Origin of the sequence: Streptomyces sp. Ru73 (genome assembly GCF_002920575.1) — a bacterium.
GTDB lineage: Bacteria > Actinomycetota > Actinomycetes > Streptomycetales > Streptomycetaceae > Streptomyces.
In genome coordinates this window covers 55,329-78,886 of sequence record NZ_PQSQ01000008.1, presented here as the reverse complement: position 1 = coordinate 78,886, position 23,558 = coordinate 55,329, and the positions used below count along the sequence as shown (strand labels likewise).

Here is a 23,558-nt window from a genome sequence, read left to right as displayed (position 1 = left end):
GTCATCCGCGGCGTCCGACGGCCCGCGTGCGCCCGCAGAGGGGCTGCCGGCCGCGGCTCGCCCAGGCCGCCGCGTACGCCACGCCGGCCGCTGCCGCCGCCGTGGCCAGGCGACGGCCGGCCGTGCGCCGTGCGCCGTGCCAGCCGCCGTGGACGGCGCCGCCCGGGAGGGCGTGCGGGACGTTGCCCGCGGTGTCGGCGGCCGGTTCGGTGCGGGAGAGGTGGGACCGGTTCATCTGGTACGCCAGGACCTTCTCGGTCAGGGCCGGGAAGAGCTTGGTGCAGCGGGCCAGGACCGCAGCGGCGGGGCCGACGTAGACCTCGCGGCGGGGCGCGCGCGTCAGGCGCAGGATCGCGCGGACCGCCCGTTCGGGCGTGTAGACCGGGGCCATCGGAATGACCTTGCGGCCGGAGTAGTTGGCGGCGCCCTGGAAGAAGGGCGTGTCCATGGTGGCGGGCAGCACCGTGCAGACGTGGACGTCCCGGTGGCCCTCCAGCCACAGTTCCTGGCGGAGGCTGATGCCGAGCGACCGGACGGCGGCCTTGGTGAGCGCGTACGGGGCGTTGTACGGGACCGGGGAGGCGCCGACGACCGAGGAGACGTTGATCAGGGTGCCGCTGCCCTGCCGGCGCATGGCGGTGAGCGCGGCGCGGGCGCCGTAGACGTAGCCGTTCACGTTGGTGTCGACCACCTGGCGGCAGACGTCGGCGGGGATCTCGTCCAGCGCGCCGAAGGCGGCGACGGCGGCGTTGTTCAGCCACACGTCGATCCGGCCGAAGGCGGCGACGGCCTCCTGCGCGAGCCGGTCGACGGCGGCCGCGTCGGTCACGTCGGTGGGCACGGGGAGCGCGCGGCTCTTGCCGTGCCGGCGGCACCGGCGGGCGACCTCGTTCAGCTCCTCGGCGCGCCGGGCCGCCAGGACGACGTGCCACCCGCGCGCGGCGAACGCCTCGGCGCACGCCCGTCCGACTCCGCTGGACGCGCCGGTGATCACCACGACGCCGCCCTCACTGCGGGCCATCATGTCCGCCTCCTCCGCCGTAGGGCCGCGGACCGGGCCGCGGTGGTTGTCGAGGCCATCAAGTACCCGGATGGGCATAATGCACACATAACGGGTCACCCGTCAGCGTGAGCAGCAGTCCCAGCGCCGGCCCCGCCGGCACGACGCGGATGGAGCATCCATGGCCGTACGGCACCAGCTCATCGCCCGGAAGCCGGCCGCCGTCTGGACGGTACTGGAGGATTGCCGCCGCTACGGCGACTGGGTCGTCGGCCCGTCGGACTCCGGACCGCTGGACGACAGCTGGCCCGACGTGGGCGCGACCATCCGCTACAAGCTGCGGCTCGGCGTCCTCGAGCTGCCCGGCCGCACCGTCGTCCGGCGCCACGAACCGCCGCAATTCCTGGAGCTGGAGGCGCACTGCGACCCGTTCGGCTCCGCCCGGATCGCGCTGGACATCCGCCCGTGGGGCGAGGAGACACTGGTCATCCTGGACGAGCATCCGCTCCGCGGATTCGGCGGGCTGGTCCACAACTTCGCGCTGGACGCACTGCTGCAACTGCGCCACCGCAACATGCTCAAACGGCTGGCGAAGGTGGTCGAGGGCATGCCGCCCGAGGCGGACGGCGGCGCCGGGACGGTGCCGGGCCTCCACCGCCCCGCGGGGCGGTGACATGACCGACGCGGTGGTGATCGGCGCGGGACCCAACGGCCTGGTGGCCGCCAACCTCCTCGCCGACGCCGGCTGGAGCGTGACGGTGCTGGAGGCCGAGAAGGGGCCCGGCGGCGCCGTCCGGAGCGACCGCGGCGTCCATCCGGAGTACGTCAGCGACCTCTTCAGTGCCTTTTATCCGCTGGCCGCTGCCTCCCCGATCGTGCGCGGGCTGGAGCTGTACCGGGACGGGCTGCGCTGGAGCCACGCGCCGCACGTCCTCGCGCACCCGCTGCCGGACGGGCGGTGTGCCGTGCTCGACCGCGACCGGGCGGTGACCGCGAACGGACTGGCGGCCTTCGGGGACGGCGACGGCGAGGCGTGGGAACACCTGTGCCACATCTGGGACCGGCTGGGCCAGGACATCATGCACGCGCTGTTCACGCCGTTCCCACCGGTACGCGCCACGGCCCGGCTGGCGGTCCGGCTGCGCGGCGCCGGCGGGCTGCGGCTGGCCCGGAGCCTGGTGCTGCCGGTCCGCCGCTTCGGCGAGGAGGAGTTCCGCGGCGAGGGTGGCCGGCTGCTGCTGGCGGGCAACGCGCTCCACGCCGACCTGGCCCCGGAGGCGGCGGGCAGCGGCGGCTACGGCTGGCTGCTGTCGATGCTCGGCCAGGCGGTCGGCTTCCCGGTGCCGGTCGGCGGCGCGGGCGGGCTGACCGACGCGCTGGTGCGGCGGCTCACCAGAAGAGGCGGCGTGCTGCGCTGCGGCGAACGGGTGACGGAGGTCGAGGTGCGCGGCGGCCGGGCCGTGGGCGTCCGCACGGCCGACGGCGAGCGGGTCCCGGCGGAGCGGGCGGTCCTGGCGGACGTGCCCGCTCCGGCGCTCTACCGCGACCTGGTCGGCGCCGGTCACCTGCCGCCGCGGATCTTCGACGACCTGCGCCGCTTCCAGTGGGACTTCGCCACGTTCAAGGTCGACTGGGCGCTGTCCGGCCCGGTGCCGTGGACGGCGCCGGAGGCCGCGCGGGCCGGCACGGTCCATCTGGCGGATGACGTGGACGCGCTGACCCGGTTCGCCGCGCAGCTCTCCATGGGGCTGGTGCCGGACCGGCCCTTCGCGCTGTTCGGCCAGATGACCACCGCGGACGCCAGCCGCTCGCCGGCCGGTACGGAGTCGGCGTGGGCGTACACGCACGTACCGCAGACGGTGAAGGGGGACGCCGGGCCCGACGGGCTGACGGGCCGCTGGGACCGGGACGAGCAGGAGCGGATGGCCGACCGGGTGGAGCAGCAGGTGGAGCGGTTCGCGCCGGGCTTCCGTGACCGGATCAGGGCCCGTCGCGTCCTCGCGCCGCCCACGCTCCAGGCGGCGGACAGCAATCTGGTCGGCGGCGCGATCAACGGCGGTACGGCCGCCATGCACCAGCAGCTGGTCTTCCGCCCGCTGCCCGGCACGGGCCGCCCGGAGACCCCCGTGCCCGGCCTCTACCTCGCCTCCGCCTCCGCCCATCCCGGCGGCGGCGTGCACGGCGCCCCGGGCGCGAACGCGGCACGGGCGGCCCTGCGCTCCGGCGGCCGCGCCCGCGCCCTCTCCACGGCCCAGAGCGCCCTCTCGAAACGCGGCCGCGGCGGCCGCAAGGGCCGCACGTAGCCGCGCTGGCTTCTCCCACCCCGGCCCCCTCGGCGGCCCGGCGGCACCTCGGGGCGCCCATGGGACGCGTCAGTTGCCCGGCCGGACCGGCCTATCCGGTCGGGCCGGGTCGGGCCGGGTCAGGCCGGCGAAGAGGGTGCAGCCCCTGCGGGTGCGGCCGACCGGTCAGGGCTGTCGGTCTCGCGCGGGCCGCGCGCCCGGCGGCCGTGACGAGGTACCCGGCGTCGCCCCGGCCGAACGGTCAAGCGGTGGGACCGCACCATCGGGGGGCTCGACGCGGTCTCTCACGACGGTGTGCTGACGCGGGGCACTGCTGTTCCCCCTTGCGTGCCGCATTGCGCCCCGCACCCGTCGGCGCCTGGCAAGCCCCGGCTCGCGGCACCGGGGTTCCTTGCCGGGGCACCGGCAGACCGGGCCCGGCCGCACGGCGCCGGTGAGCCGCCACCGCAACTACGCCTACCGGCCAAGGGCACGGGCAGGTCGTCCCGGATATCGGACGGCGTTCGTCCCGTAGAACTCCCTTGCTGCACAGGTCTTGTGGCGGCGCGTGGCGCGGGCCTAGTGTCGCACGCCGGTAAGCGCTTTCTATCCGAGGGAGCTGTCACGGCATGCCCGTTGCGGAACCGGCCGCCGAGCCGTCACCCACCGGCACCATCCCCTCCTTTCCCGTCCGGGCCGCGGTCGTCGGCACCGGCGGCATCGTCACCGGGAGCCACCTCCCGGCCCTGCGGCAACTGAGCGACCGGGTGCGCCTGGTGGCCGCCGTCGACACCGATCCCGCGCGGCTCGCGGCCTTCCGCGACCGGGCGGGCGCCGACGTCACCGGCTACACCGGCCTGGACGAGATGCTCGCCGCCGAACGCCCGGGGCTCGTCCTCCTCGGCACCCCGCCCGCCCTGCACGCCGAGCAGACCAGGGCCGCGCTGCGGGCCGGTGCCTGGGTGCTGTGCGAGAAACCGCTGTGCCTGTCGCTCGCCGAGTACGACGCGATCGCGGCGGCGGAGGGCACCGGCGAGGACGGACCGGACGGCCCGTACGCCGCCGTCGTCTTCCAGCACCGGTACGGATCGGGCGCGGTGCACGCGCGGGAGCTGCTGCGCTCCGGGGAGCTGGGGCGGCCGCTGGTCGCGCACTGCCAGACCACCTGGTACCGGGACCGGGCTTACTACTCCGTGCCCTGGCGCGGCCGGTGGGCCACCGAGGGCGGCGGGCCGACCATGGGCCACGGCATCCACCAGATGGACCTGCTGCTGCACCTGCTCGGCGACTGGGAGGAGGTCCGGGCGATGGCGGGCCGGCTGGTGCACGACGTGGAGAGCGAGGACGTCTCCACCGCGCTGGTGCGGTTCGCCGACGGGGCGATGGCCACCGTCGTCAACAGCGTGCTCAGCCCCGACGAGGTCAGCCGCATCCGCATCGACTGCGCGGACGCCACGGTCGAGCTGACGCACCTGTACGGGCACTCCAACGACGACTGGGCGTACACCGCGGCCCCGCACGCCCGCGACGACGACCGGCGCACCGCGCACTGGCACACCCCCGCCGCCGACGTGCCCAGCTCGCACGCCGCACAGCTCGACGGCTTCCTCGACGCGATGGAGAAGGGCGTCCGGCCGCCGGGCAGCGGCGCCGGGGCGCGCCGCACGCTGGAGTTCCTCGCCGCGCTCTACAAGTCGGCGTTCACCGGCCGTCCTGTCCACGCCGGCGAGATCGGCCCGGACGACCCGTACTACCACGCCATGCACGGCAACCACCCCGACTGGGCACCGAAGGAGCAGTGACCGCAGCATGAGCGCAACCCCGAGCAACCCGACGCCGATCACCGTCACCCACACCCACGGCGAGCGCATCCGCGTGGCCGCCGCCGGCACCGAGCTGCTGTCCTACGTGTACGCGCCGGACCCGGTGGCCTTCGAGTCGCGCAAGCCGTACGTGCACCCGCTGCGCACCCTCTCCGGCAATCTGGTCAGCGGCTACCGGCCGCACGACCACCGCTGGCACAAGGGCCTGCAGATGACCGCCAGCCATCTGTCCGGGCAGAACTTCTGGGGCGGCAACTCCTATGTGCACGGCGAGGGTTACCTGCCGCTGCACGACCGCGTCGGGTCGATGCGGCACGACGGCTTCGGCTCCTTCGAGGTCACCGACGGCCGGCTGGCCTTCACCGAGGCGCTGACCTGGGTGGAGAACGGGGGCGAGGAGTGGGCGCGGGAGCGGCGTGCGGTCGCGGTGCACTCGGCCGACGCCGAGGCCGGCGCGTACGCGATCGACTGGTCGATCCACCTCACCAACGTCCGTGACCAGGCGCTGCACTTCGGGTCGCCGACGACGGCGGGCCGGGAGATGGCGGGTTACACCGGGCTGCACTGGCGCGGGCCGCGCGACTTCACCGGCGGGCAGGTGCTGACCCCGGCCGGACCGAGCACCGACCAGGAGACGATGGGCACACCGGCCGCCGAGCAGCCGTGGGTGGCGCTGGTCGGTGCGCACGACGGCGTGGACGCGCACTCCACGCTGGTCTTCGCGCACGCCCCGGAGAACACGGAAGCGGTGCACGCCTCGCACTGGTTCGTCCGCTCCGAGCCGGTGCCGACGGTGGCGTTCTCGTGGGCGTTCTTCGAGGAGTTCGCGCTGGAGCCGGGCGAGTCGTTCGCGTACCGGTACCGGGTGGTGGTCGCGGACGGGGCGTGGGAACCGCACCGCATCGAAGCCCACCTGAAGTCGCTGGCCTGGTAAGAGGGGAGCCGGTCATGGTCATGGACGCACCGCTGCCGGGCGGCATCGGTCTTTCGCACATCGGGGCCTACGAGTGGGAGGCCGCCGACGGCGTGTGCGGGGGCAGCCCGCACCTCCATCTGGCGTGCACGGAGGCGTACGTCGTCACCGGCGGCCGGGGCGCCGTGCAGACGCTGAGCATCGCGGACGGGTACCGGGAGACGCCGCTGGAACCGGGCGTGATCGCGTGGTTCACGCCGGGGACCGTGCACCGCATGGTCAACGGCGCCGGGCTGCGGGTGACGGTGCTGATGCAGAACGGCGGGCTGCCGGAGGCGGGCGACGCGGTCTTCACCTTCCCGCCCGAGGTGCTGGCCGACCCCGGGGCGTACGCGGCGGCCGCCGCGCTGCCCGCGAAGAAGGGACCCGAGGCCGAGGCGGCGGCACGCAAGCGCCGGGACCTCGCGGTCGAGGGGTACCGCGCGCTGCGTACGGCGCTGGCGGACGGCGACGACGGGCCGCTGCGCGCCTTCCACGCGGCGGCGGCCCGGCTCGTCGCGCCCCGGGTCGAAGCCTGGCGGGAGCGGTGGCGCGAAGGGGCCCTGGCCGCGGCCGAGCGCACCGGGACACACCTGGACGCGCTCACGGCGGGCGACGCCGGGCACCTGGCCGAGGGCCGGGTGCGCGCCGCGGAGCCGACGCGGCGCGGCGGGTACGGCATGTGCGGCCGCCGCGACGAGTACGAACTGCCCGGCACCACGCTCCCCTACTACGGCGAGTGACCATGGCGCGCAGGAGATTCACCGCGACCGCGGTCCTCGTGCTGTGTCTGGCCCTCGCGGGCTGCGGCGGCGGTGGTGGTGCCGCCACGTCCGCCGGCAGCGGCGGCAAGGTCACGCTCCGCTTCACCTGGTGGGGCAACGCGGACCGGGCGGCCCGTACCGAGCAGGCCGTCGCCGCCTTCGAGAAGGCGAACCCGGACATCGACATCCAGACGTCGTACTCCACCTACGAGTCGTACAAGCAGAAGCTGGCGACCCAGGCGGCCGGCGGTGACGTGCCCGACCTCATCCAGCTGGACTACCGGCAGATCAGCCAGTACGCGGGCTCCGAGATCCTGCTGGACCTCGGCACCCGCCGCAAGGAGCTGCCCACGGAGGAGATGGACGCCGGGCTGCTGAAGACCGGGCAGGTCGACGGCGTGCAGTACGCGCTGCCGATGGGCGTCGGCACGCAGGCCATGGCGTATGACAAAGCCGCCTGGCGGAAGGCCGGACTGGCCACGCCGAAGCCGGGCTGGACCTGGGACGACTGGGCGGACGCGCTGCGGAGGCTGAAGGCCGCCGGGTACGAGCGGCCGATGACCGACCCCGGTTCGTTCGAGGACTGGTTCGAGGTGTGGCTGCGCGGGCAGGGCAAGCGGCTCTACGGCGCGGACGGACAGACCGCGTTCACCGCGGCGGACCTGGCGCGCTTCTGGTCCTTCACCTCGAAGCTGCGCAAGGAGGGGCTGGTGAGCAGGGCCGAGGACACCACGCAGATGGCGGGCTCGGTCGAGGACTCCCCGATGGGCCGCAAGCGGGCCGTCGCTGAGTTCAACTGGGACGCGCCGTCGGCCGGTTACGAGGCGATCTACGGCGACCGGCTGGCGCTCGCGCCGATGCCGGCGGGCGAGGACGGTACGCCCGGCCAGTACTACAAGCCGTCGATGCTGCTCGGCATCGCCGCGGACAGCGCGCATCCGCGCGAGGCGGCCCGCTTCATCGACTTCCTGCTCAACTCCGACAAGGCCGCCGGCATTCTCGGCGTCGACCGCGGCACCCCGGTCAACGACCGGCAGCGGAAGCGGGTCCTGCCGCAGGTCACCGGCTTCCAGCAGCAGGTCGCCGGGCTCCAGGAGTCCCTGCAGGGCAAGCTGAAGGACCCGCCGGCCGCACCCCCGCGCGGCGACAACGGGCTGCAGTCGACCTTCCAGCGCGACTACGACCAGGTGTCCTTCGAGCAGGCGTCACCCCTGGAGGTCGCCGAGGACTTCCTGACCGAGGCACGGACGGAGCTGAGGCCGTGAGCACACGAGCGATGGACCAGGCGGCCGCACTCCCCCGGCAGCGCCCGGCGGCGGCCGGGCCGGCCGGGCCGGCGGGCGGCGCGGGGAAGCGGCGGCCGAAGCGTGAACGGGAGGGCGCCGCCTGGGTGTTCCTCTCCCCCTGGGTGCTGGGCGCGGTTGTCCTCACCCTCCTCCCGATGGCGGTCTCCCTCTACCTCTCCTTCACCGACTACGACCTCTTCGACCCGCCGTCCTGGGTGGGCCTGCGCAACTACACGCAGATGTTCACCGAGGACCCGCGGCTGCTGCGCTCGGTCCTCAACACCCTGCTCTACGTCGTGGTGGCGGTGCCGCTCCAGCTGGCGCTGGCGCTGGCGGTGGCGGTCGCGCTGAAGTCGATGAAGCGCGGCAAGGGCTTCTACCGGTCGGCGTTCTACGCCCCGTCGCTGCTCGGCGCGTCCATGAGCATCGCGCTGGTGTGGCGCGCGCTCTTCAATGACGGTGGCACCGTCGACAACGTGCTGGGCTCGCTGGGCCTGCACACCGGCGGCTGGATCAACCGGCCGGGCTGGGCGCTGCTGTCCGTCGCGCTGCTGACGGTGTGGCAGTTCGGCGCGCCGATGGTGATCTTCCTGGCGGGGCTCCAGCAGATACCGAAGGAGCTGTACGAGGCGGCGTCGGTGGACGGCGCTGGCCGGTGGCGGCAGTTCGTCTCGATCACCCTGCCGATGCTGTCCCCGGTCCTCTTCTTCAACCTGGTGCTGCAGACCATCCAGGCGTTCCAGGTGTTCACCCCGGCATTCGCGGTGAGCGGCGGCCGGGGCGGCCCGGCGGACTCCACGCTCTTCTACACGCTGTACCTGTACGACCGCGGTTTCACCGCCTCCCACATGGGCTATGCCTCCGCGATGGCGTGGGTCCTGCTCATCGCCATCGCCGTCGTCACCGCGGTGCTCTTCCGCACCTCGCGGTCCTGGGTCTTCTACGCGAACGAGGAGGGCCGCTGATGACCGTCGCCCGTTCCCGCATCGCCCTGCACGTCGGCTGTCTCCTGGTCCTGCTGGTCATGCTCTATCCGCTGGGCTGGCTGGTGGCGACGTCGTTCAAGCCGGCCGACGAGGTGCTCGCCAGCCTCGCGCTGCTGCCGTCCCGGCTGGCCACCGAGAACTACACGACGGCAGCGGCCGGCATCGAGGGCGTCAGCCTGCTGAAGCTGTTCGGCAACTCGCTGACCATCTCCGTCGGCGCCGTGCTGGGCAACGTCCTCAGCTGCTCGCTCGCCGCGTACGCCTTCGCGCGGCTGCGCTTCAAGCTGCGCGGGCCGCTGTTCGCCTTCATGATCGCCACGATCATGCTGCCGCACCACGCGGTGCTCATCCCGCAGTACATCGTCTTCAACCAGCTGGGCATGGTGAACACCTTCTGGCCGATGGTGCTGCCGAAGTTCCTGGCCACCGACGCGTTCTTCGTCTTCCTGATCGTGCAGTTCATGCGCGGGCTGCCGCGCGAGCTGGAGGAGGCCGCGAAGATCGACGGCTGTGGTCCGTTCCGTACGTTCGCGCGCGTCGTGCTGCCGCTCACCCGTCCAGCGCTGATCACCACCGCGATCTTCACCTTCATCTGGACCTGGAACGACTTCTTCACCCAGCTCATCTACCTCTTCGAGCCCAGCAAGTACACGCTCACGCTCGCGCTGCGCACCTTCGTGGACACCTCCAGCCAGTCGGCGTACGGCCCGATGTTCGCCATGTCCGTGCTGGCGCTGCTGCCGATCGTGCTGTTCTTCCTCGCCTTCCAGCGGTTCCTGGTGGAGGGCATGGCGAACTCGGGGGTCAAGGGATGAGCACCGCGACGGACGCCGCCTCGGGGCGGCGGGAGCCGGGCGAGCTGTTCGGGCCGCGCTTCGAGCTCTTCGCCGACGTCCTCGTCGTCGGCCTGGTCACGGCGGTGGCGTGCCTGCCGCTGGTGACCGCGCCGGCCGCGCTGGCCACGGCCTGCACGCTGCTGCGGCGGCGCCAGCGGTACGCCGAGCCGTGCACGGCGGGGCGCTTCGTGCGGGCCCTGCGTGCCCGGCGGTGGCGGGCCGACCTGGCCGCCGGCGGGCTGCTGCTCGCGTTCGGCCTGCTGTTCGCCGCGGACGCGGCGCTGGCCGGCGCCGGGCTGCCGGGGGCCGTACCGTTCGCGCTGTTCCTGGCGGCGGCCGGCACGGCGGCCGCGGTGACCGCGCTCCGGGCCTGCGCGCGGGAGGAGGCGGCAGGGAGCTGGCCGGCGGCGCTGCGGACGGCGGCGGCGCGCACGGTCGGCGATCCGGCCGGCTCGGTCCTGGTGCTGCTCGCTCTGGCCACGGCCGCGGTCTGCGCCTGGGTGCTGCCGCCGCTCCTCTTCCTGGTCCCGGGGCCGCTCGCGGCGGCGCTGACGGCGGTGGAGCGCCGGGTGGGCGGCTGACCGGCGCCGTCCCGCCATTCGGGCGCTGTCCGGATTCCTCCGCTCGCAGCCCGGTCCCCCACCGCTAAGACTGGAGGGGACCCAGGCAGCCTGACGACAGCGCGGTGGTGCGCCCTGGCGTGCCACCGTGCGGAGCGGGTGATCACCGTGACGACCTCCCCCTTCGGGTCCGGCGACCCGTTCTCCGACCTGTTCAACCGGTTCTTCGGCATGTCCCCCGCCGCCTCCCCGCCGGCCGTGCAGCGGGTGCCCATCGGCCGGCTCCTCAGCGACTCGGCGAACGAGCTGCTGGCCGCGGCGGGCGGCCGGGCCGCCGAGGACGGCTCCGACCTGGACACCGTGCACCTGCTGTGGGCCGCCACCCAGGTGCCGTCGGCCCGCCACGTACTCGAACAGGCCGGCGCCGACCCCGACCGGATGGGGCAGGATCTCGAGGAGTCGCTGCCGTCCGGTACGACGACGGGGGACCCGGCGCTCACGCCCGCCGCCAAGCGGGCGCTGCTCGACGCGCACACCCGCTCCCGGGCCGCGGGCTCCTCGTACATCGGGCCCGAGCACATCCTCGCGGCGCTGCTCGCGGACCAGCGCTCCGGTGCCGCGCGGGCGCTGCGCGAGGAGGGGGCGGCGCCGGGCGCGCTCCGCGAGGGGCCGGGCGGCAGGCGGGCAGCGGGTGGCGGGCAGAGCGAGACGCCGACCCTCGACGAGTACGGCCTCGACCTGACGGAGGAGGCCCGCAGCGGCCGTCTCGACCCGGTCGTGGGCCGCGCCGACGAGATCGAGCAGACGGTGGAGATCCTGTCCCGCCGGTCCAAGAACAACCCGGTACTGATCGGTGACCCCGGCGTCGGCAAGACGGCCATCGTGGAGGGGCTGGCGCAGCGGGTGGTCTCCGGTGACGTGCCGAAGGCGCTGCAGGGCCGGCGGGTCGTCGCGCTGGACCTGGCGGGGCTGGTCGCGGGATCCAAGTACCGCGGGGAGTTCGAGGAGCGGCTGAAGAAGGTGATCGACGAGGTCACCGCCGCGGAGAAGAACGTCGTGCTGTTCATCGACGAGCTGCACACCGTCGTCGGCGCGGGCGGCGGCTCCGAGGGCGCCATGGACGCCGGCAACATCCTCAAGCCCGCGCTGGCCCGCGGTGACCTCAGCGTGGTCGGCGCGACCACCATCGACGAGTACCGCAAGAACGTCGAGAAGGACGCGGCCCTCGAACGGCGCTTCCAGCCGGTGATGGTGCCCGAGCCGTCGGTGGACGAGACGGTGGAGATCCTGCGCGGGCTGCGCGACTCCTACGAGGCGCACCACCAGGTCCGGATCACCGACGAGGCCATCGACGCGGCGGCCTCCCTCTCCGACCGGTACGTCTCGGACCGCTTCCTGCCGGACAAGGCCATCGATCTGATCGACCAGGCGGGCGCGCGGGTGGCGCTGCGCGGCACGGGCGAGGAGAGCGCGGAGACCGTCGAGCTGCGGGACCGGCTCACCAAGCTGGAGCGCGAGAAGGACGAGGCGGTCAGCACCGAGGACTTCGAGCGGGCCGCGGAGCTGAAGCAGCGCATCCAGGAGACCGAGGGCCGGCTCGCCGAGGCCGGCGGCACGGAGGACACCGAGACGCCGCGGGTGACCGCCGAGGACATCGCCGAGGTGCTGTCCCGGCGCACCGGCATCCCCGTGTCGCAGCTCACCGAGACCGAGCGCGACCGGCTGATGAAGCTGGAGGAGTCGCTGCACAAGCGTGTGGTGGGGCAGGAGGAGGCGGTCACCGCGGTGGCGCAGGCGGTGCGCCGCGGCCGGGCCGGCATGGGCGACCCGGACCGCCCCACCGGCAGCTTCCTCTTCCTCGGCCCGACGGGTGTCGGCAAGACCGAGCTGGCCAAGGCCCTCGCCGAGCTGCTGTTCGGCGAGGAGGACCGGATGATCCGCTTCGACATGAGCGAGTTCCAGGAGAAGCACACCGTCTCCCGGCTGGTCGGCTCGCCGCCCGGGTACGTCGGGTACGAGGAGGCCGGGCAGCTCACCGAGGCGGTGCGCCGCAAGCCGTACAGCGTCGTGCTCTTCGACGAGGTGGAGAAGGCGCACCCGGACGTCTTCAACCTGCTGCTCCAGGTCCTGGACGACGGGCGGCTCACGGACGCGCAGGGCCGCCGGGTCGACTTCCGCAACACGGTCGTCATCATGACCAGCAACCTCGCCTCGCAGCGCATCCTGGCGCACCAGGGACCGGTGGAGGAGATCAAGGACGAGCTGATGGCCGAGCTGCGGGCGCACTTCCGGCCCGAGTTCCTGAACCGGATCGACGAGATCGTGGTGTTCCACGCGCTGGGCGAGGCCGACCTGGTGCGGATCGTCGGGCTGCTGCTGGAGCGCAGCCGGCGGCGGCTGCACGCGCAGCACATCGGGCTGGAGGTCACGGAGGCGGCCAAGCGGTGGCTCGCCGCGCGCGGCCACGAGCCGGAGTTCGGCGCCCGGCCGCTGCGCCGCACGATCCAGACCGAGCTGGACAACCGGCTCTCGGAGATGCTGCTCGACGGCACGGTCGGACCGGGCGACACGGTCGTCTGCGACGTGCGGGGCGACGAACTGGTCTGCACGGTGAAGACGTCGGCTGACGGCGCGACGGTGAGCGGCACGACGGCGGACGGAGCACCGGCGGGCGGCTCATCGGCGGACGGCGGGGCGTGATCGTCGGTTTGTCCGTGCTCAGACACTCAACTCGGCGAAAGGTTGCACTGGGCGAATCTTGTGCATAGCTCAATCACTTCCTTAACTTCAGGTGAACCCAGTGTGAATCCAGGAAGTTGAGCATGCGCAGAGACATACCGCCCCTCGCCGAGGTGCGTCGCCTCACCCAGAAGAAGCGTGACGCATGGTGGACCGTGCTGTTGGTCGACCCGGTCGCCACCCCCCTGGTGCGGCAGACCGCGATGCGCACCCGCATCACGCCGAACCAGATCACCTGGGGCGCGCTCCTCCTGGGCCTCGTCTCCGCCGCGTGCTTCGCGCTCGGCGACTGGCGCTGGCTGATCGCCGGCGCCGTGGTGTACCACCTGAGCTTCATCCTCGACTGCATGGACGGCAAGGTCGCCCGGCTCACCGGCCAGGGCTCCGTCTTCGGCGCGTGGCTGGACTACATCTTCGACCGCATCCGCGTCATGGCCTGCGCCGTGGCGCTGATGGGCGGCCAGTACCACCGCACCGGCGACACCCTCTACATCTGGCTGGCGGCCGCCGTGGTCGCGCTCGACGGCCTGCGGTACATCAACTCCCTGGAGATCTTCAAGACCCGGCACACGATGCGCAAGCAGATCAAGGCGCGGATCCGGGCGGCGCGGCGGGCCGAGGACGCGGCGGAGGTCGCGTTCATGGAGGACCTGCTGCGCGACAACCCCGAGGCCGACATCGAGCAGGACCTCCAGCGGGCCCGTACGGACGGCACGGACGGTGTCGTGGGCACGGACGGCAAGGCGGGCACGCCGGTCCTGGCCCCCGTCCCCGTCACGGTGCCGCGCCCGCGCCGGGCCGACGTCATCGACCTCCAGCGCGAATTCCGCAGCCGCTTCCCCGGCTATCTGCGGGCCCGTTCCTACCTGCTGCGGCACCGGGTGCGTACGCACCTCATCAGCGGCATCGAGTTCCAGATGGGCGTCTTCATCGTCGGCCCGCTCCTCGACGCGGTCATCCCCGTCACGGTCGTCTCGGGCGTGCTCCTGCTCGTCTTCGAGCTGGCCATCGTCTACAAGCTGCTGCTCTCCACCCGCGACTTCGCCCGCACCCTCGACGCCTTCGAGGAACGCAAGACCCCGGCGCCGGAACACGGCGTCACCGCGGCCTGAGCCGAGGGGCCGCCCGGAGCCGGCGCCTCACGGCACCGGTGCGTGCTCCGGGAGCAGGCCGGCCGCCCGCAGGTCGGACCAGACCGCGGGCGGTACGGGGCGGCGCAGCAGTGCCGCCGCGTCGGTGACCTCGGCGGGTGAGCGGGCGCCGACGAGGACGCTCGCCACGGCCGGGTGGGCGAGGGGAAAGTGCAGGGCCGCGGCGCGGAGCGGTACGCCGTGCCGTTCGGTGTGCTCCTTGATCCGCAGGGCGCGGTCCAGTACCGGCCGGGCGGCGGGTGCGTAGTCGTAGGTGGCGCCGGGGCGCGGGTCGGCGAGCAGGCCGGAGTTGAAGACGCCGCCGATGACGACGGAGCGGCCGCGCGCCGCCGCTTCCGGGAGCACCGCGTCCAGACCCGAGTGGTCGAGCAGGGTGTAGCGGCCTGCGAGCAGCACGGCGTCGACGTCGGTGTCGCGGAGGAAGCGGGCGAGCATCGCGGTCCGGTTCATGCCCGCGCCGATGGCGCCGACGACGCCCTCGGCGCGCAGCCGCTCCAGTGCCGGGTACGCCTCGCCGAACGCCTGCTCCGCGTGGTCGTCGGGGTCGTGCAGGTAGGCGATGTCGATGCGGTCCAGGCCGAGCCGGAGCAGGCTCTCCTCGATGCTGCGCCGGACGCCGTCGGCGCCGAAGTCCCAGACCCGGTGGTGGGTGGCCGGTACGGCGAAGCCGTGCGCGAGGTCGTCGCCGCCCGGCCCGCCGGGCCGCAGCAGCCGTCCCACCTTGGTGGACAGGACGTACTCGGCGCGCGGCCGGCCGCGCAGCGCGGCGCCGAGCCGCCGCTCGGACAGCCCGAGTCCGTAGTGCGGCGCGGTGTCGAAGGCGCGGATGCCGGCGTCCCACGCGGCGTCCACGGTGGCGGCCGCCTCGTCCGGGTCGACGGCGGTGTAGAGGTTGCCGAGGGGCGCCGCGCCCAAGGACAGCGCGGTGACGGGGACGGTGCTGCGGCCGAGGGTGCGGCGGCGCTCCGGTCCGGTGTCCGGTGCGTCCCGCGGCCCGTGGGTCATCACCGGGCCTCGGGGCGCAGCCGCAGTCCCGCCATGCCGCCGTCGACGGCGAGCGCGGTGCCGGTGACGGACGCGGCGGCGGGGGACGCCAAGTACGCGATGGCAGCGGCGACTTCGTCGGCGGTGACCAGCCGGCCCATGGGCTGCCGGGCGTTGAGCGCGGCACGCTCGGCCTCGGGGTCGTCGGCCGCGTCCAGCAGCCGCCCGACCCACGGGGTGTCGGCCGTACCGGGGTTGACGCAGTTCACGCGGATGCCCTCGCGTACGTGGTCGGCCGCCATGGCGAGGGTGAGGGAGAGCACGGCGCCCTTGGAGGCGGAGTACAGGGCGCGCTGCGGCAGTCCCGCGGTGGCGGCGATGGAGCAGGTGTTGACGATGGCGGCGTGCGCGGACTCCCGCAGGTACGGGAGGGCCGCGCGGCTGGTGCGGACGATCCCGAGCACGTTCACGTCGAGCACGCGGTGCCACTCGGCGTCGGTGTTGTCCTCGACCGTGCCGGCCGCGCCGATGCCCGCGTTGTTGACCAGGATGTCCAGCCCGCCGAGGCCGGCCACCGCCGCACGGACGGCCTCGCGCACGGAGTCGTCGTCGCTGACGTCGGCCCGGTAGCCGGTCAGCGGCTCCTCGACCTTGTCGGGCGCGAGGTCCAGTACGGCCACGCGGGCGCCGCGCGCGGCGAGCAGCTGGGCGGTGGCCAGGCCGATGCCCGAGGCACCGCCGGTGACCAGTGCCGTGCGGCCGCTCATGTCGTTCATGCGTGCTCCTCCTGGTGCGCGATCGTGGATGTGGTCGGGGGCGCCGTCCCGTGTGCCGCGCGGTCCGCCGTCCAGAACGTGCCGTCGGGGTAGGCGTAGGCGGCGGAGTGGTCGGGACCGGGGTTCATCGCGTCCGGGCCGTCCGGCTCCCGGGAGGTGGGGAAGCGGATGCCGTGGACGGTGAACGAGCTGATCCGCGCGGTGGCGGCGGGCCCGCCGGGCCCGCGGGCGGGTGCGGGCAGTACGGCCTGTGCGGCCTGTCCGGCCGGGGTCTCCGTGCCCGGTGTGCCGACGTCCGCCGGTCTCATGCTGGAGCCCCTTCCGTCAGCCCTTACCGGGATGGCGCACGCCGGGATACATCGGATGTCTGCCCGGCGACGCGAACATACGGTCCCGCCGAGCCATCGCACAAGAGGTCATCCGGTGTCCAGGCCGTAGACCCGGCGGGCCGTGCCGCCGAGCACGGCAGCGCGCTCCGTCGGGGTGCAGCCCGCGAGCAGGTCCTCGGTGAGGGCACACACCGCCCCGTAACCGCCGGCGAGTTCGCACACCGGCCAGTCCGAGCCGAAGAGCACCCGGTCGGCACCGAACGCCGCCAGCACGTGCTCCGCGTACGGCCGCAGCCCGTCCGCCGTCCAGTGCTCCCACGGCGCCTCGGTGACCAGCCCGGACAGCTTGCACACGGTGTTCGGGCAGGCCGCCAGCGCGCTGATCCAGCCGGCCCAGGGTTCCCACTCCCCCGCCGCGACGCCCGGCTTCCCCGCGTGGTCGAGCACGAACCGCACCTCGTCCAGGCCGCGTACGCACGCCAGCGCCGCCTGCCGCTGCGGCGCACGTACCAGCAGGTCGTAGGCCAGCCCGCGGGCGCCGAGCGCGGCGAGCGAGCGCCGGACGTCGGCGCGCAGCAGCCAGCTCGGGTCGGGCTCGTCCTCGGCCTGGTGCCGCAGACCGACCAGCAACGGGTCGTCGGGCAGGTCGAGTTCGGGAGCGGTGAGGTCGGCCCAGCCGACGACGCCCGCGATGAGGCCGTCCGACGCGCGGGCCGCGGCGAGGAAGTCGGCGGTCTCCTCAGCGGTGGCCACGGTCTGCACGAGGACGGTGCCGGTCACGCCGTGTGCCGCGGCGTGCCGCCGGAGGTCGGCCGGTGCGTAGCGGCGGTGGATCGGCGCGTGCGCCGCGGGGTCCAGCCAGGGGTACGCACGGACCGCCGGGTCCCACAGGTGGTGGTGCGCGTCGATCACTGGTCCTCCCGGAGCGGGCCTGCACCGCGTACGGCCCGTCAACTCGTCCTGCGGTTACGGGGATACCGGATACCTCCGGGGAGCCGGGATGACAATAGGTCGGACCTCTTGACGATGGATGGGGTACACACCATTGTCGCCCTCGGACCCGGCCCCGCCCGTGTCCTTCCCCTCGGCCGCCCCCCTCGGAGGTCACCCGTGGCACAGGTCCAGTCCCCGGCCGGAACCGCCCCGCGCAGCGGCGAGAAGGTGCCCCGGCGGGTGCACTGGATCTCCGTGCTCGGCGGCCTCTCCGGCCTGTTGTACGGCTATGACTCCGGGGCCATCTCGGGCGCGCTGCAGCCACTGACCGACCGCTTCGGCCTGGACGCCACCGGGCAGGGGCTGGTCACCAGCCTGCTGCTGCTCGGTGCGCTGCCCGCCATCGTCGGCGGCTCGCTCGCTGCCCGCCGCTGGGACCGCCGCCACCTGCTCATCCTGGCGGGCGTCATCTTCGTCGGCGGATCGGTCGCCTGCGGCCTGGCACCCAACGCCGGGACGCTGATGGTCTCCCGGTTCGTCCTCGGCTTCGCCGTCGGCCTGGCCAACATGTTCGGCCTGATCTACCTCAGCGAGCTGGCGCCCCGGCACCTGCGCGGCCGGATCACCGCGCTCTACCAGCTCGCCGTCAACGTCGGCATCCTCCTCGCCTACGCGGTCGGTGACGCGCTGTCGGCGGCCGCAGCGTGGGAGTGGATGCTCGGGCTGGGCGCCGTGCCCGCCGTCGTCTTCCTCGTCGGCATGCTGCTCAGCCCGGCCGGCCCGCGCTGGCTGATGACGCACGGGCGCGAGGCGGAGGCCCGTGGCGTGCTGCGGCGGCTGCGCGCGACGCCGGAGTCGGCCGAGGCCGAGGTCACCGAGATCCGCGAGAGCCTGGCGCAGCAGCACGCCGGACTGCGGGAGCTGGCCGGCACCTACCGGCCGGCGCTGCGCATCACCCTGATCCTGACCTTCTTCCAGGTCTTCACCGGCATCAACGCGGTCGTGTACTACGCGCCCGTCATCTTCTCCCACCTCACCGACGGCAACGGCGCACAGGCCGGCACGATCGCCAACTACGGCGTGGGTGCCGCGCTGGTGCTGTCCACCGCGGCGTCGCTGCCCTTCATCGAGCGGCTGGGCAGGGTGCGGCTGCTGACCCTCTCGCTGGCCGCGCAGGTGCCGCCGATGGCCGCCCTCGCGCTCTTCCCCGACGTGCCCGTGCTCGCGGTGGTCTGCGTCTTCGTCTACACCTTCGCGTTCGGCTTCGGGCTCGGGCCGGTGTTCTGGCTGTACTGCCCCGAGGTGCTGCCGCTGCGGGCCCGCGCGCTCGGCATGGGCGTGATCACCTTCACCCAGTATCTGCTCAACTTCGGCTTCGCGCTGGCCTTTCCGGACGTGCTGAAGGCGATCGGCAGCACGGTCTTCGGCATCTTCGCCGTGCTGTCCGCGCTCGCCGCCCGGTACGTCGCCCGCCGCGTCCCGGAGACCGCGGGCCGCTCGCTGGAGGAGATCGAGCAGTACTGGCAGCACCGCCCGGCCTGACCGCCCCCGTTCCCGCGCGCACCGCTCGTCCACCACACCCCACACGGAGGACCACGATGAGCCCGTCCCGGAGAACGCTCCTCGCCATGGGAGCCGCCCTGCCCGCCGCCGCGCTCCTCCCGCGCACGGCGGTGGCAGCGGGCGCCTCACACGGCACGGCCGGTGGCATCACCCCCGGACCGGTCGTCCCCGTCTCCCCCTCCGACACCGCCGAGCAGATCATCGCCAAGGCCGCGCACGTCGTCCCCACACCCCAGCAACTCGCCTGGCAGCGCAATGAACTGACCGTCTTCACCCACTTCGGCATGAACACCTTCACCGGCCGCGAGTGGGGGTCGGGCTGCGAGGACCCGGCGTGGTTCGCGCCGGAGCGGGTGGACGTGGCGCAGTGGATGCGCGCGTACCGCGCGGCCGGTGCGAAGCTCGTGATGCTCACCGCCAAGCACCACGACGGCTTCGTGCTCTACCCCACCCGCTACACCCGGCACTCCGTCGCGGCCAGCCCTTGGCAGGGCGACGTCCTCGGTGCGTACGTCCGTGCCGCGCGAGCCGCGGGGCTCAAGGTGGGCGTGTACCTCTCCCCCGCCGACGGCGCCGAGCTCCCGCACGCCTGGCACGCCGACTGGGTGGCCAGGATCCGTGCCAAGCAGCAGGCCGGCGAGCCGCTGAGCATCGAGGAGCAGGCCACCCTGGAGGACGGCGACCGCACCCCCGGCGGCCACGGCCGGTACGGCAACGGCAGCGCGCCCACCCGGCGCACCCTCCCCACGCTCGTCGACGGCGACGACCGCGCGGGGGCCGTCGCGCGGGGCGAACTGCCGGCGTTCGACGTCACGGTCAATGACTACGACGCGTACTACCTGAACCAGGTCTACGAGCTGTTCACCCAGTACGGCCCCATCGACGAACTGTGGCTGGACGGCGCCAACCCGTGGGCGGACGCCGGCATCCGCCAGGAGTACGACTTCGCCGCCTTCTACGACGTCATCGGGAAGCTGTCGCCGCACACCGTCGTCTTCAAGGCGCCGTGCGGCGTCCGCTGGATCGGCAACGAGGACGGCATCGCGCGCGAGTCGGAGTGGAGCGTGCTGCCCGTCACCGGCGACGGCATCGGCATGCAGGTCCCCGGCGGCGAGTCCGGCGCCGACCTCGGGTCCCGGGACCGGCTCACCGGCAACCCGGACATCACGTCGCTGCGGTGGTTCCCCGGCGAGGCGGACGTCTCGCTGCGCCCCGGCTGGTACCACCACCCGGACCAACACCCCAAATCCGCAGCCCAGTTGGTCGACCTGTACGAGAAGTCGGTCGGGCGCAACGCGGTCCTGCTGCTCAACGTGCCGCCCGCGAAGGACGGCCGGGTGGATGCGGCCGACGTCGCGGTGCTGACGGCCTTCCGCCGGGCGCTGGACGGTACGTACGGCACCAGCCTGCTCGCCGGGGCGCGCGGCCGGACCGCCGCCGCGCTCACCGACCCGCGCCTGACCACCGGCTGGTCACCGGCCGGCGGCGCGCGCACCGGGGCGGTGGAGCTGACGCTCCCGCGGGCCGCCGCCTTCGACCGCGTCCGGCTGGGCGAGGACATCACGCGCGGCCAGCGGGTCGAGGAGTGTGCCGTGGACGTGTGGGACGGGGCGGGCTGGCGGCAGGCTGCGGCCGCCACCACGATCGGGTACAGCCGCATCCTCGTCCTGTCCGAGCCGGTGACGGCCCGGCGCATACGGGTACGCATCACGGCGGCGCGGGCGACGCCCCGGCTGGCCTTCGTGGGCCTCTACCGGAGCGCCGAGCCCCACTGACCGCCCGCGCCGCCGCGCCGACGAGAGGGGTAGCCGTGTCCGGTACGGACGAGACGACACCCGCCGAGCTGGCCGAACGGTATGGACTGCGGCCGCTGCCGGCCGAGGGCGGACTGTTCCGCAGCACGTGGGCGGGGCCGCCGGACGCCACCGGGCGGCCGGCCGGCACGGCCATCATCGTGCTGCTCACCGCGGCCGCCGACGGCTTCTCCGCGCTGCACCGCCTCCCCCTGGACGAGGTCTGGCACTTCTACCGGGGCGACGCGGCCGAGCTGCTGCTCCTCGGTCCGGAGGGCGCCGACCGGGTGATCCGGCTCGGCGGGACGGACGGTGAAGTGCAGACGGTGGTGCCCGCGGGTACGTGGATGGGCGCCCGGGTGCTCCCGGGCGGGCGCTGGTCGCTGTGCGGTACGACCATGGCGCCCGGCTTCCTGCCCCGCGACTACGAAGGCGGCGACGTGGACGACCTCATCAGGCAGTACCCCCGGCAGGCGGAACGCATCCGGGCGCTGTGCCGGCCCGGCGCCCCGCTGCGGATGCCGGACGGCACGCCGGACGGGGCCGGCGATGAGTGAAGCGGCCGCAGCGGGCGTACTGACCGGACGGGTCGCCCTGGTCACGGGCGCCGGCGGACTGCTGGGCGGCGGGATCGCCCGGCGGCTCGCGCACGCGGGCGCCGCCGTGGTGGTCCACTGGCACCGCAGCGAGCGGGCGGCCGGTGCGCTGGTCGAGGAGATCACCGGGGCGGGCGGCGAGGCGGTCGCCGTGCGGGCCGACCTGACGCGGGAGGCGGAGTGCCACCGGCTGGTGGACACGGCGGCCGCCTGGCGCGGCCGGCTGGACGTCCTGGTCAACAACGCCGGCGTGCAGCCGGTGCAGCCGCTCGCGGAGATGACGGCGGACGACTGGCGGCGGGTCACGGAGGCCAATGTGACCAGTGCTTTCTGTTGCACCCAGGCCGCGGTGCGGGCGATGACCGGGGACGGCGGCGACGGCGGCTCCGTCGTCCACATCGCGTCCATCGAGGGGTCCCGTCCCGCGCCGGGGCACGCCCACTACAGCGCCGCCAAGGCCGCCCTCATCATGTTCGCGCGCTCCGCTGCGCTGGAGTACGGCCCCCTCGGCGTCCGCGTCAACACGGTCTCTCCCGGCCTGGTCGACCGGCCGGGCCTGGCCGACGACTGGCCGGACGGGGTCGACCGGTGGACCCGCGCGGCGCCGCTCACCCGGCTCGGCCGGCCCGAGGACATCGGCGACGCCTGTGTGTTCCTCGCCTCGGACGCGGCCGCGTGGATCACCGGCACCGACCTCGTGGTGGACGGCGGGGTCAGCGCACGTCCGACGTGGTGACGCCCTCTGCGGCGCCGGCATTCGGTACGTCGTCCTCCGCCGGTTCGTCGAGGTCGCAGCCGTGGTCGCAGACCAGGTCGATGAGGGAGTGCAGCAGCGGCGAGGAGTCGTCCGAGCGCCACACCAGGTGGAAGCGGTGCTCGGGGCCCGGCTCGGCAAGCGGCAGTACGGCGACGCCGGGGCAGGTCACGTTGGCGGGGTCGGTGACGTCGGCGGGGTGGGCGTGCACCAGCGCCGATGCGGTGCCGGCCGCCACCAGGGAGAGCACCTGCTCGGGTTCGCGCAGCCGGTGGTGCTGCCAGAGCGGCGCGACGCCGTGGTCGGCGAAGAAGCGTACGGTCGCGTCGTGCACGCCGGGTGCGATGTCCCGTTCGTTGATCAGGAAGGGCAGGCCCTCGAACGCGCCGAGCGGCACCGGGACCTGACGGGTCAGCGGGCCGGGCGCCGGGACGGCCACGTGCTCGTCGCGGTACCTGCCGACGATGAGGGACGAGGTGCCCTGCGGCGGCAGCGGGTCGCGGACCAGTGCCAGCTGGAGGTCGCCGCGCGCGACGGCGTCCAGTGCCTGCAGGCTCCACATGGGCGCTGCCAGTACCGCGATGTCCGCGTGCTCCCGCGCGACCTTGCCGATCAGCGCGTCGACCAGGCGGGCAGCGCCCGGTGCGCAGCCGATGCGCAACTCCCCCAGCCGGGCGGCGCGCAGGTGCCGCGCGGCGTCCTCGACCTCGCCCGTCGCGGCGAGCGCGCGGCGCGCCGCCGGCAGCAGTTCGCCGCCTGCCGGGGCGAGCGACAGCCGGCCGTCCGTGCGGTCGAACAGCACGAGCCCCAGCTCGCACTCCAGGTCCCGGATCCGCCGTCGTACGGCGGCGGGTGACACATGCAGCCGGGCCGCGGCGCGGCCGTAGTGCAACTCGTCGGCCACCAGGGCGAAGTACTCCAGATCACGCAGTTCCACGCGTCGCTCCCCCTCTCGATCGGGCCGACGGGTACCCGCGCCGGTCCGGTCTGCACCGGACCGGCGGGGCGGAGCTGACCGGAGGCGTCCGTCAGTCGTCGTCCTCGTCGTCCCAGTTGCCCGTCTGGACGAGCGAGGTGTGCGTCCCCGCGCCGGTGCTCTGCGCACCGTGGTCGCCCGCCGTCGCGTTCTGGTACCCGGAGTCGGTCGACGCGATCTTGCTGTTGAGGAAGTCGTCGCTGTCGGCGGCGGCGGTACCGCCGGCCAGCAGCACGAGGGCGGCGACCGGACCGACGACGGCGGCCACGCGCTTCACAGTGCGGTTCATGTTCGAGCCTCCATTGGTTCGCACAGGGAAGAGGCGGCTGCTCCGCCGCCTCGCAGACGATGGGTAACCACCCGTCCGTGACAGCACACGCTCCGTCACCTGAATGGCACGGACCGGTTCCCGGAGGCAGTCCTTCGTGCTAATCGCCCTGCTGCATGCTGCGCAGTACGGCGTGTTTCCGGTGCT

The 23,558-nt window shown here is 73.8% G+C and carries 22 protein-coding genes; 15 read left to right on the top strand and 7 right to left on the bottom strand.

From position 1 onward, the window contains the following. Window position 1 precedes the first annotated feature (1 nt). Complete coding sequence (locus tag C3486_RS05860; protein ID WP_258052622.1) at window positions 2-1,024, bottom strand: SDR family oxidoreductase; 1,023 nt, start codon at window positions 1,022-1,024, stop codon at window positions 2-4. Between the two features lie 157 nt (window positions 1,025-1,181). Here C3486_RS05860 and C3486_RS05855 point away from each other — a divergent pair, with 157 nt between their 5' ends. The 11 genes from C3486_RS05855 (at window position 1,182) to C3486_RS05805 (ending at window position 14,340) form a co-directional block, all read left to right on the top strand. Beyond that, window positions 1,182-1,673 carry an SRPBCC family protein gene (locus C3486_RS05855; RefSeq protein ID WP_103831496.1) on the top strand — a complete coding sequence of 164 codons (492 nt, stop codon included), beginning with the start codon at window positions 1,182-1,184 and terminating at the stop codon, window positions 1,671-1,673. A gap of 1 nt (window position 1,674) precedes the next feature. Further along, window positions 1,675-3,303 carry an NAD(P)/FAD-dependent oxidoreductase gene (locus C3486_RS05850; RefSeq protein ID WP_103831495.1) on the top strand — a complete coding sequence of 543 codons (1,629 nt, stop codon included), beginning with the start codon at window positions 1,675-1,677 and terminating at the stop codon, window positions 3,301-3,303. Between the two features lie 608 nt (window positions 3,304-3,911). Further along, the gene (locus C3486_RS05845) at window positions 3,912-5,084 is read left to right on the top strand and encodes a Gfo/Idh/MocA family protein (RefSeq protein WP_103831494.1); all 1,173 of its coding nucleotides are present in this window, start codon (window positions 3,912-3,914) and stop codon (window positions 5,082-5,084) included. A 7-nt stretch (window positions 5,085-5,091) separates the two neighbouring features. Then, window positions 5,092-6,039: a PmoA family protein gene (locus C3486_RS05840; protein ID WP_103831493.1), complete on the top strand. Its 948-nt coding sequence runs from the start codon at window positions 5,092-5,094 to the stop codon at window positions 6,037-6,039. Between the two features lie 14 nt (window positions 6,040-6,053). After that, window positions 6,054-6,800: a cupin domain-containing protein gene (locus tag C3486_RS05835; protein ID WP_219822197.1), complete on the top strand. Its 747-nt coding sequence runs from the start codon at window positions 6,054-6,056 to the stop codon at window positions 6,798-6,800. 2 nt (window positions 6,801-6,802) lie between these two features. Then, complete coding sequence (locus C3486_RS05830; protein WP_103831492.1) at window positions 6,803-8,086, top strand: ABC transporter substrate-binding protein; 1,284 nt, start codon at window positions 6,803-6,805, stop codon at window positions 8,084-8,086. A gap of 11 nt (window positions 8,087-8,097) precedes the next feature. Next, on the top strand, window positions 8,098-9,072 hold the full coding sequence (locus C3486_RS05825) for a carbohydrate ABC transporter permease (protein WP_103831491.1): 975 nt from the start codon (window positions 8,098-8,100) through the stop codon (window positions 9,070-9,072). Further along, window positions 9,072-9,908 carry a carbohydrate ABC transporter permease gene (locus tag C3486_RS05820; RefSeq protein WP_103831490.1) on the top strand — a complete coding sequence of 279 codons (837 nt, stop codon included), beginning with the start codon at window positions 9,072-9,074 and terminating at the stop codon, window positions 9,906-9,908. The genes C3486_RS05825 and C3486_RS05820 overlap by 1 nt, the downstream gene beginning before the upstream one ends. After that, complete coding sequence (locus tag C3486_RS05815) at window positions 9,905-10,510, top strand: hypothetical protein (RefSeq protein WP_103831489.1); 606 nt, start codon at window positions 9,905-9,907, stop codon at window positions 10,508-10,510. The genes C3486_RS05820 and C3486_RS05815 overlap by 4 nt, the downstream gene beginning before the upstream one ends. Window positions 10,511-10,657: 147 nt before the next feature. After that, window positions 10,658-13,189 (top strand): ATP-dependent Clp protease ATP-binding subunit, encoded by a 2,532-nt coding sequence (locus tag C3486_RS05810; protein WP_103831547.1) that lies wholly within the window; start codon window positions 10,658-10,660, stop codon window positions 13,187-13,189. Between the two features lie 122 nt (window positions 13,190-13,311). Beyond that, window positions 13,312-14,340 carry a CDP-alcohol phosphatidyltransferase family protein gene (locus C3486_RS05805; protein ID WP_103831488.1) on the top strand — a complete coding sequence of 343 codons (1,029 nt, stop codon included), beginning with the start codon at window positions 13,312-13,314 and terminating at the stop codon, window positions 14,338-14,340. A gap of 27 nt (window positions 14,341-14,367) precedes the next feature. Here C3486_RS05805 and C3486_RS05800 read toward each other — a convergent pair whose 3' ends face one another. From C3486_RS05800 to C3486_RS05785, 4 genes are all read right to left on the bottom strand, one after another. After that, window positions 14,368-15,384: an aldo/keto reductase gene (locus tag C3486_RS05800; protein ID WP_103831487.1), complete on the bottom strand. Its 1,017-nt coding sequence runs from the start codon at window positions 15,382-15,384 to the stop codon at window positions 14,368-14,370. Further along, window positions 15,384-16,139: an SDR family NAD(P)-dependent oxidoreductase gene (locus C3486_RS05795; RefSeq protein ID WP_103831486.1), complete on the bottom strand. Its 756-nt coding sequence runs from the start codon at window positions 16,137-16,139 to the stop codon at window positions 15,384-15,386. The genes C3486_RS05800 and C3486_RS05795 overlap by 1 nt, the downstream gene beginning before the upstream one ends. Beyond that, window positions 16,136-16,447 carry a hypothetical protein gene (locus tag C3486_RS38735; RefSeq protein WP_374936839.1) on the bottom strand — a complete coding sequence of 104 codons (312 nt, stop codon included), beginning with the start codon at window positions 16,445-16,447 and terminating at the stop codon, window positions 16,136-16,138. Before C3486_RS38735 ends, C3486_RS05795 begins: the two co-directional genes overlap by 4 nt. A gap of 108 nt (window positions 16,448-16,555) precedes the next feature. After that, the gene (locus tag C3486_RS05785) at window positions 16,556-17,380 is read right to left on the bottom strand and encodes an amidohydrolase (protein ID WP_103831485.1); all 825 of its coding nucleotides are present in this window, start codon (window positions 17,378-17,380) and stop codon (window positions 16,556-16,558) included. 198 nt (window positions 17,381-17,578) lie between these two features. On the opposite strand from C3486_RS05785, the gene C3486_RS05780 reads away from it, so the two are divergent. From C3486_RS05780 to C3486_RS05765, 4 genes are all read left to right on the top strand, one after another. Further along, window positions 17,579-18,943 (top strand): sugar porter family MFS transporter, encoded by a 1,365-nt coding sequence (locus tag C3486_RS05780; protein ID WP_219822195.1) that lies wholly within the window; start codon window positions 17,579-17,581, stop codon window positions 18,941-18,943. A gap of 86 nt (window positions 18,944-19,029) precedes the next feature. After that, window positions 19,030-20,739: an alpha-L-fucosidase gene (locus C3486_RS05775; protein ID WP_258052621.1), complete on the top strand. Its 1,710-nt coding sequence runs from the start codon at window positions 19,030-19,032 to the stop codon at window positions 20,737-20,739. 35 nt (window positions 20,740-20,774) lie between these two features. Beyond that, entirely contained in the window at window positions 20,775-21,314 is a 540-nt protein-coding gene (locus tag C3486_RS05770) for a cupin domain-containing protein (protein ID WP_103831482.1), read from the top strand. After that, complete coding sequence (locus C3486_RS05765; protein ID WP_103831481.1) at window positions 21,307-22,089, top strand: SDR family NAD(P)-dependent oxidoreductase; 783 nt, start codon at window positions 21,307-21,309, stop codon at window positions 22,087-22,089. Before C3486_RS05770 ends, C3486_RS05765 begins: the two co-directional genes overlap by 8 nt. Here the strand turns inward: C3486_RS05765 and C3486_RS05760 are convergent. Both C3486_RS05760 and C3486_RS05755 read right to left on the bottom strand, forming a co-directional pair. After that, on the bottom strand, window positions 22,067-23,044 hold the full coding sequence (locus C3486_RS05760; protein WP_181138457.1) for a LysR family transcriptional regulator: 978 nt from the start codon (window positions 23,042-23,044) through the stop codon (window positions 22,067-22,069). The two genes, C3486_RS05765 and C3486_RS05760, sit on opposite strands and share 23 nt — an antisense overlap. A gap of 91 nt (window positions 23,045-23,135) precedes the next feature. Then, on the bottom strand, window positions 23,136-23,372 hold the full coding sequence (locus C3486_RS05755) for a hypothetical protein (protein ID WP_103831479.1): 237 nt from the start codon (window positions 23,370-23,372) through the stop codon (window positions 23,136-23,138). Window positions 23,373-23,558: the final 186 nt, after the last annotated feature.

Bases quoted from the DNA above. Each gene is read 5' to 3' on its own strand.
- C3486_RS05860 (WP_258052622.1), bottom strand. From the start codon at position 1,024: ATGATGGCCCGCAGTGAGGGCGGCGTCGTGGTGATCACCGGCGCGTCC.
- C3486_RS05855 (WP_103831496.1), top strand. From the start codon at position 1,182: ATGGCCGTACGGCACCAGCTCATCGCCCGGAAGCCGGCCGCCGTCTGG.
- C3486_RS05850 (WP_103831495.1), top strand. From the start codon at position 1,675: ATGACCGACGCGGTGGTGATCGGCGCGGGACCCAACGGCCTGGTGGCC.
- C3486_RS05845 (WP_103831494.1), top strand. From the start codon at position 3,912: ATGCCCGTTGCGGAACCGGCCGCCGAGCCGTCACCCACCGGCACCATC.
- C3486_RS05840 (WP_103831493.1), top strand. From the start codon at position 5,092: ATGAGCGCAACCCCGAGCAACCCGACGCCGATCACCGTCACCCACACC.
- C3486_RS05835 (WP_219822197.1), top strand. From the start codon at position 6,054: ATGGTCATGGACGCACCGCTGCCGGGCGGCATCGGTCTTTCGCACATC.
- C3486_RS05830 (WP_103831492.1), top strand. From the start codon at position 6,803: ATGGCGCGCAGGAGATTCACCGCGACCGCGGTCCTCGTGCTGTGTCTG.
- C3486_RS05825 (WP_103831491.1), top strand. From the start codon at position 8,098: ATGGACCAGGCGGCCGCACTCCCCCGGCAGCGCCCGGCGGCGGCCGGG.
- C3486_RS05820 (WP_103831490.1), top strand. From the start codon at position 9,072: ATGACCGTCGCCCGTTCCCGCATCGCCCTGCACGTCGGCTGTCTCCTG.
- C3486_RS05815 (WP_103831489.1), top strand. From the start codon at position 9,905: ATGAGCACCGCGACGGACGCCGCCTCGGGGCGGCGGGAGCCGGGCGAG.
- C3486_RS05805 (WP_103831488.1), top strand. From the start codon at position 13,312: ATGCGCAGAGACATACCGCCCCTCGCCGAGGTGCGTCGCCTCACCCAG.
- C3486_RS05800 (WP_103831487.1), bottom strand. From the start codon at position 15,384: ATGACCCACGGGCCGCGGGACGCACCGGACACCGGACCGGAGCGCCGC.
- C3486_RS05795 (WP_103831486.1), bottom strand. From the start codon at position 16,139: ATGAACGACATGAGCGGCCGCACGGCACTGGTCACCGGCGGTGCCTCG.
- C3486_RS38735 (WP_374936839.1), bottom strand. From the start codon at position 16,447: ATGAGACCGGCGGACGTCGGCACACCGGGCACGGAGACCCCGGCCGGA.
- C3486_RS05775 (WP_258052621.1), top strand. From the start codon at position 19,030: ATGGGAGCCGCCCTGCCCGCCGCCGCGCTCCTCCCGCGCACGGCGGTG.
- C3486_RS05765 (WP_103831481.1), top strand. From the start codon at position 21,307: ATGAGTGAAGCGGCCGCAGCGGGCGTACTGACCGGACGGGTCGCCCTG.
- C3486_RS05755 (WP_103831479.1), bottom strand. From the start codon at position 23,372: ATGAACCGCACTGTGAAGCGCGTGGCCGCCGTCGTCGGTCCGGTCGCC.